Here is a 7199-nt window from a genome sequence, read left to right on the forward strand (position 1 = left end):
GCCCTCGGCGATGACCAGCAGGCCACGGTGATCGACGCGACCAGCGAGTGGCTGCACGGAACAACGTGAGTTGGCTCACATCCGGAAGAAAACGGACCAGGGTCCGGTTGACTGGTGTGACACATTCGATCATCCCGACCTAAGGAGTCATTCCATGTCGCTCTCCGTACTCTCTCTGCTGCCCGCCGGTACCTGGACCATCGATCCGGCACATACCACCGTCGGCTTTTCCGTGCGGCATCTGATGGTGTCGAAGGTGCGGGGCGAGTTCGCGGACGTCTCCGGCGCCATCACTGTGGCGGCCGACGGCACGCCGTCGGTGACCGCGGAGATCGGCGTCAACTCGATCACCACCGGCAACGATCAGCGCGATGCGCACGTCCGCTCCGCGGACTTCTTTGATGCGGAGACGTTCCCGAAGGCCGTGTTCGTCTCCACCTCGGTGGCCGCCGACGGCGACGACTACGTGGTGCGCGGTGACTTCACGCTCAAGGGCGTCACCCGCCCAGTCGACCTCGCCCTGGAGTTCAACGGCGTCAACCCGGGCATGGGTCACGGGCAGGTCGCTGGCTTTGAAGCTCGTACGGTGATCAACCGCCGCGACTTCGGTATCGACATCGACATGCCGCTGGAGACCGGCGGCACCGTGGTCGGCGACAAGATCACCCTCACCCTCGACATCGAAGCTGTGTTCCAGTCCTGAGCCGCGGCTTCAGGTAACTGCACCTCCCCGCAGTCGGTACTCTCTTCGCAGGGTCCGACTGCGGGGAGGTGTGCGTTGCCGATACAGCAGATCCGTCGGATGCTCCACGGGGTCGCCGACCGCGTCGATGCCCTCAGCTTGCGACACTGGGCGACCGCAGCGCTGCGCGACGCCGATGCCTTGCACGGTGCGGACCGGGAGTTGCTTGCCTCCGAGTGGCAGAGCATCGACGCGGACCTGCGACTTCGGGTCCTGCGCCGCACCATCGTCGGCACCCGGCTCGAATGGTTCGGCTTCCGGCTGCTGATTGGCCTGGAGATCTTCGTCCTGATCCTGCTTTCCTATACCGGTGGCCGGATGACCTTTCAGGCCGAAGCCGAACACCCTGGCTTCGTCGCCATCCTGATTGCGGTGCTGGTAGGGGCGGCGGTGAGCGTGGTGGCCTCCTCGCTGCTGCTCCGCCCGCAGGCACAATGGTTCCTCTCCGGCGAACCGGCTGACGCCCGACGTCGGGAGATGGTGGCCCGCATTCCCTCACGGCAGGTGATGGCCGACCTCGTCGGCTGGATCGCCGGCTTCGTCTGCTACGTGCTCGTTGCCGACGTCAGTGCGACCTTCCTGGCCGTCGCTGCGGGTGCCTTCATCCTGTCGGCAACCACATCGTGCTCACTGAGCTACCTCTTCGCCGAATCGGCTGCCCGGCCGATGTCCGTGCTCGCCATGCAGGGGACCTCCGAGCCGGTGGTCGTGCACGGCGTGCGCGAGCGGATGCTCGTGGTCTGGCTGGTCTCCTCGGCGGTCCCGATGGTCGGCCTGCTTGCGATCAACGTGGGTCGCCAATTTCAGTGGCTCCCCCCGGTGGCTGGCCTGGTGGACTGGGTGTCGGTGGTCCTGGCCCTGGTCGCCCTGATTTCCGGGCTGATCGTCGTCATGCTGGTCGGCCGGTCGATTGCTGACCCACTGACGGAGATGCGACGCGTGGTCGAGGCCGCCGGTGCCGGTGAACTGAGCGGTCGGGTGGCAGTCTACGACTCCTCCGAGCTCGGCGTTCTGCAGAGTGGACTGAACAGCATGCTCGACGGACTTGCCGAACGTGAGCGCATCCGGGCCCTGTTCTCCAAACACGTCGGCGACCGGGTCGCCGAACTGGCGATTTCCGGGATCGACGAGATGACCGGCGCCAACACCGAGGTCGCGGTGATCTTTGTCGACCTGACCGGGTCGACGTCGTTCGCCACGCAGCGCGATCCACAGGAGACCGCGGCGGTGCTCAACGTCTTCTTCTCGGTGGTGGCCCGGGTGGTGCAAACCTACGACGGACTGATCAATAAGTTTGAGGGCGATGCCGCATTGATCGTCTTCGGCGCGCCGACCCCGCACGACGATCCGGCTGGCGCCGCATTGGCTGCCGCCCGGGAACTAGCCGCGGCGTTGGGCGAGACGGTGCCGCTGGAATGGGGGATGGGTATCGGCTACGGCACGGTGTTCGCTGGCAACATTGGCGCCGCGAGCCGTTATGAGTACACGGTGATCGGCGATTCGGTGAACGAGGCGGCGCGACTGTCTGATCGGGCCAAAGAGAGTGTGGCGCCGGTCTGCGCGAGCGGTGATGCCATCGCGGCCGCCAGCGCCGCCGAGGCGGAGCACTGGCGCCCCGTCGAACGCATCCGGTTGCGGGGACGCGCCGAGGAGACGGAAATCTATGTGCCGGCCACCATGGCGCATCGCCCGGAGCCGCCGACGTTGGGTAGCGTTTTGGGCAACCTGATGAATCTCGGCCGGAATCGATAGGAATACGCATGGGTGAATGGACGCTGGCAGATATGCCCGAACAAGAGGGTCGTCGGGTCGTGATCACCGGCGCCAACAGCGGTTTGGGTGAGCAGATGGCGCTCGCGCTGGGTGCTGCGGGCGCGCAGGTGACGCTCGCGTGCCGCAACGTGGAGAAAGCGCAGCGGGTGGCCGACGCTATCGGCCGCACTGCTACCGTTGCCCCGCTCGATTTGGCTGACCTCGCCTCCGTTCGGGCCTTCGCCGACGGCTTCGATGGGGCCGACGTACTGATCAATAACGCTGGGGTGATGGCGGTGCCGCAAGCGCGCACCGCCGACGGTTTCGAAATGCAGATCGGCACCAACTTCCTCGGACACTTCGCACTGACCGGACTGATCCTCGACCGCATCAGCGATCGCGTGGTCACCCTCTCGTCGCTGATGCACAAGCGCGCCCGCCTGAACATCGACGACCTCAACTGGGAGTCGCGCCGATACAGTAGGTGGACCGCATACGGCGACTCCAAACTGGCGGATCTGATGTTCGCGCTGGAATTGGCGGCCCGACTCGGTGGCGCGGGTTCAGCGAAGTACTCTCTTGCCGCGCACCCGGGGTACGCTGCGACCGAGCTGCAGGGGCACACCGAGACACCGTTCGAGTGGGTGATGAAGCTCGGGAACCTGACGCCGATCGCGCAGTCCCCGGCGGCCGGTGCGCTGCCCGCGCTCTTTGCCGCTACCTCGCCGCACGCGGCCAATGGTGAGTACTACGGACCCAACGGCTTCGGGGAACTCCGCGGCGCGCCCGCCGTGGTCGGCCGCCGTCGTGCCGCCGACGATCGGGAATTGCGGAATCGGCTGTGGGACAAGGCAACTGAGCTCACCGGCGTGGATATCGCGGTGTAACGAGCGCGGTCTGTCGCGAGCAGTCTAGAGAACGCCGGGCGGACGGAACTGGATCGACATTCGCGGCCCGGCGCCGGGGCGCTTGGGCACCGCGTGATCCCACGTCCGCTGGCAACTGCCGCCCATCACCAGCAGATCGCCGCCCGAGAGGGTGAACCGGAGCGCCGGGCCGCCTCCGCGTGGTCGGAGGGCCAGGACGCGCGGCGAGCCGAGCGAGACGATCGCAACCAGGGTGTCGAGGTAGGCGCCGCGACCGATCCGGTCTCCGTGCCAGGCCACGCTGTCGTGGCCGTCGCGGTACAAGCACAGTCCGGCGCTGACGAATCGTTCGGGGAGTTCGGCGGCGTAGTGGTGATTCAGGTCGTCGCGCAGGGCGGTGAGCAGCGGATCGGGCAGGGCGGCGTCGGCGGGGTAGGCGGCGGTCAGCCGCGGTACCGGGACGGTGTGCTGGTACATGCGGACTTGCTCGTCGCGCCAGGGGACCGTCGCCGAGAGCTGCTCGAAGAATCCGGTGGCCGCACTGAGCCAGCCGGGGCGCAGGTCCACCCACGCGCCGTGTTCCAGGCGGCGGCGCCGGACCGAGTTGCCGAGTCCGTGCACGATCGGCGCGGCCTGCGGTGCGGCGTCGACGGTGTCGAAGAGGGACTCCTGGATGCCGAGCATGGCGCCATCGTACGCCATTGATCGAACAAATGTGCTAACTGCGGTCGCCGAGAGTGCGGAGACGGCGGGTCGCCTCGGCGAGGACATCATCGCGTTTGCTGAACGCGAAGCGGACCAGGGGGCTCCAGTCCGGACGATCCCTGAGCCGGTCCGGACGATCCCTGAGCCCCGTCGAAGGGGGGTCGACGAAGGCGCTCACCGGGACCGCCGCGACCCCGATACGGGCGGGGAGTTCCCGGCAGAAAGCGGCGCCGTCGTGGTAGCCGAGGGGTCGCGGATCGGCTACCACGAAGTAGGTGCCGTCGGTGTGGTGGACGCCGAAGCCGACGTCGGACAGCGCCGATGAGAGCCGGGCGGCTTTGGCCTCCAGACTGCGGGCGTTCTCGGCGACCCAGTCGGCTTCGCTGCGCAGGGCCAGGGCGACTGCGGGCTGGAAGGGCCCGCTCCCGACGTAACTCAGGTACTGTTTCGCCCCGCGTGCGGCCGCGACCAGGTCGGCCGGTCCGCTGACCCATCCGACCTTCCACCCGGTGACGTTGAAAGTCTTTGCCGCACTGGAGATACGGAGCGTCCGTTGCCTCATGCCGTCGAAGGAGGCGAGCGGGCGGTGGATACGGCCACCGAACAGCAGACGTTCGTAGACTTCGTCGGCGATCGCAATGACGTCGTGCTCGACGCACAGCCTGGCGATCTCGGCGAGCTCGCCGTCGGTCAGTTGCGTGCCGGTCGGATTGTGCGGAGTGTTGACGATGATGGCCGCGGTGTCCGGTCCGAACGCCGCGCGCAGCGCATCGAGGTCGAGGCGGAAACCGTTGCCATCGGTCACGAGCGGCACGGTGCGCCGCCGCGCGCCAGCCAGAGCAACCGTGGCGGCGTAGGAGTCGTAGTACGGCTCGATCAGAATCACTTCGCGGCCCGGCTCCACCAGGCCGAGCACGGCACCGGCGATCGCCTCGGTGGCACCAACGGTCACCAGCACCTGCGTATCGGGGTCGTAGTGCAGATGGTAGTCGCGGGCCTGCTGCGCGCTGATCGCCTCGCGCAGTTCGCCGATCCCGATGCCCGGCGGGTACTGGTTGTGCCCGTCGGCGATCGCCCGTTGCGCCGCCGCGAGCATCGCGGCGGGTCCGTCGGTATCGGGGAAACCCTGGCCGAGGTTCACCGCGTCGTGGGCGAGCGCCAGCGCCGACATCTCCGCGAAAATCGTGGTCGCGAACGGCTGTAGGCGTTGCACCAGAGCCATGGCGTCAGTCCACCATGGGCAGATCGGAGGCGTCGATAATGCGGTACGCGTAGCCCTGCTCGGCCAGGAATCGCTGTCGGTGCGCCGCGTAGTCGGCATCGAGGCTGTCTCGCGAGACCACGGAGTAGAAGTGCGCTTGCCCGCCGTCGGCCTTCGGTCGGAGTAGGCGACCGAGACGCTGGGCTTCCTCCTGTCGGGATCCGAAAGTGCCTGAAACCTGAACTGCCACAGCAGCTTCGGGGAGATCAATGGAGAAGTTCGCGACCTTCGACACCACCAAAGTGGTGATCTCGCCGCGTCGGAAGGCATCGAAGAGCTTCTCGCGCTCGGCGTTACGCGTTGCTCCCTGGATCACTGGCGCGTCAAGCGCCGCGCCGAGTTCTTCGAGCTGATCGAGGTAGGCCCCGATCACCAGGGTTTGGGCCCCCCGGTGCTGCGCCAGGATCGCGCGCACCACGCGCAGCTTGGAGTGTGCCGTGGAGCAGAGCTTGTACTTGGCGTCGGCCTCGGCGACGGCGTACTGCAGCCGCTCCTCGTCGGACATGGTCACCCGCACTTCTACACAGTCGGCCGGAGCGATCCAGCCCTGCGCTTCGATGTCCTTCCAGGGGGCGTCGTAGCGCTTGGGGCCGATGAGGCTGAACACGTCGCCTTCACGACCGTCCTCGCGGACGAGCGTGGCGGTCAGTCCGAGCCGACGACGGGACTGGAGATCTGCGGTCATCCGGAACACTGGAGCCGGGAGCAAGTGCACCTCGTCGTAAATGATCAAGCCCCAGTCGCGGGAGTCGAAGAGGTCGAGGTTGCGGTACTCGCCCTTCGATTTGCGCGTCATCACCTGATAGGTCGCGATGGTGACCGGGCGGATCTCCTTGCGCTCGCCGGAGTACTCGCCGATCTCGTCCTCGGTGAGGGAGGTCCGCGCGATCAGTTCACGCTTCCACTGCCTGCCCGCGACGGTGTTGGTCACCAGAATCAGCGTGGTCGCTTGTGCCTTCGCCATCGCGGCCGCGCCCACCATCGTCTTGCCTGCGCCGCAGGGCAGCACCACCACGCCCGAGCCGCCCGCCCAGAACGAGTCGGTGGCCAACTGCTGGTAGTCGCGCAACTCCCAGTTGTCCTGCTCCAAGCTGATCGCATGCGCCTCGCCGTCGACGTACCCGGCGAAATCCTCGGCGGGCCAGCCGATCTTGAGGAGAGCCTGCTTCAGTCGCCCGCGTTCGGACGGGTGCACCACGACGGTGTCCGAGTCGAGGCGTGCACCGAGCATCGGCGCCACCTTCTTATTTCGCAGGATCTCTTCGAGCACTGCGCGGTCCAGGGAGACCAGCATCAGTCCGTGCGCGGGGTTCTTCACCAGTTGCAGCCGCCCGAACCGGCCCATGGTGTCGACGATGTCCACGAGCAGCGGTTGCGGTACCGGATAGCGCGAGAAGGTGACGAGCGCATCGACCACCTGCTCGGCGTCATGCCCGGCGGCGCGGGCGTTCCACAGAGCCAGCGGTGTCACCCGGTAGGTGTGGACGTGCTCGGGTGCGCGCTCGAGTTCGGCGAAGGGCGCGATCGCCGCGCGTGCGGCACCAGCCTGCGGGTGGTCCATCTCCAGCAGTACAGTCTTGTCCGATTGGACGATAAGGGGTCCGTCAGTCACCTGTCCATTGTGCCTACTGGGCTTACAAGAGTTCCAGGCTGGTGATCCGGTACAGCGAGAATCGCGCATTCTCGTCGGCGCCGGAACTGCCGAGGAGCTGCCCGGCCGACAGGGCGCGTGGCGTGACGATGTGACGGCTGGCGCTCCCGTGCGCGTCGACGTAGCCGAGCCGAACCTGGCGTCCGGTGCGCAGCGCGAGCTGGACCAGCGCGGTAGTGCTCTCCCCGCCGCCGGTCACCCGGATGGCGGCCTGGGTAGGTT

At 67.1% G+C, this 7199-nt stretch carries 6 protein-coding genes and 1 pseudogene; 3 read left to right on the forward strand and 4 right to left on the reverse strand.

Annotation, left to right across the window (positions count from 1 at the left end):
- The first annotated feature begins 154 nt into the window (after positions 1–154).
- From WAW85_RS08580 to WAW85_RS08590, 3 genes are all read left to right on the forward strand, one after another.
- Positions 155–703 (forward strand): YceI family protein, encoded by a 549-nt coding sequence (locus WAW85_RS08580; RefSeq protein WP_422559198.1) that lies wholly within the window; start codon positions 155–157, stop codon positions 701–703.
- A gap of 75 nt (positions 704–778) precedes the next feature.
- Positions 779–2494: an adenylate/guanylate cyclase domain-containing protein gene (locus WAW85_RS08585; RefSeq protein WP_422559199.1), complete on the forward strand. Its 1716-nt coding sequence runs from the start codon at positions 779–781 to the stop codon at positions 2492–2494.
- 8 nt (positions 2495–2502) lie between these two features.
- Positions 2503–3381 (forward strand): oxidoreductase, encoded by an 879-nt coding sequence (locus tag WAW85_RS08590; RefSeq protein ID WP_422559200.1) that lies wholly within the window; start codon positions 2503–2505, stop codon positions 3379–3381.
- A gap of 24 nt (positions 3382–3405) precedes the next feature.
- Here WAW85_RS08590 and WAW85_RS08595 read toward each other — a convergent pair whose 3' ends face one another.
- The 4 genes and pseudogenes from WAW85_RS08595 to WAW85_RS08610 form a co-directional block, all read right to left on the reverse strand.
- On the reverse strand, positions 3406–4044 hold the full coding sequence (locus WAW85_RS08595; RefSeq protein WP_422559201.1) for an alpha-ketoglutarate-dependent dioxygenase AlkB: 639 nt from the start codon (positions 4042–4044) through the stop codon (positions 3406–3408).
- Between the two features lie 34 nt (positions 4045–4078).
- On the reverse strand, positions 4079–5287 hold the full coding sequence (locus WAW85_RS08600) for a pyridoxal phosphate-dependent aminotransferase (protein ID WP_422559202.1): 1209 nt from the start codon (positions 5285–5287) through the stop codon (positions 4079–4081).
- A gap of 4 nt (positions 5288–5291) precedes the next feature.
- Positions 5292–6938, reverse strand: coding sequence for a DNA repair helicase XPB (locus WAW85_RS08605; protein ID WP_422559203.1), 1647 nt, complete (start codon positions 6936–6938; stop codon positions 5292–5294).
- A gap of 22 nt (positions 6939–6960) precedes the next feature.
- A pseudogene (locus tag WAW85_RS08610) lies at positions 6961–7199 on the reverse strand (hypothetical protein); the annotation flags it as partial.

Origin of the sequence: Gordonia sp. (in: high G+C Gram-positive bacteria) (genome assembly GCF_049299075.1) — a bacterium.
GTDB lineage: Bacteria > Actinomycetota > Actinomycetes > Mycobacteriales > Mycobacteriaceae > Gordonia.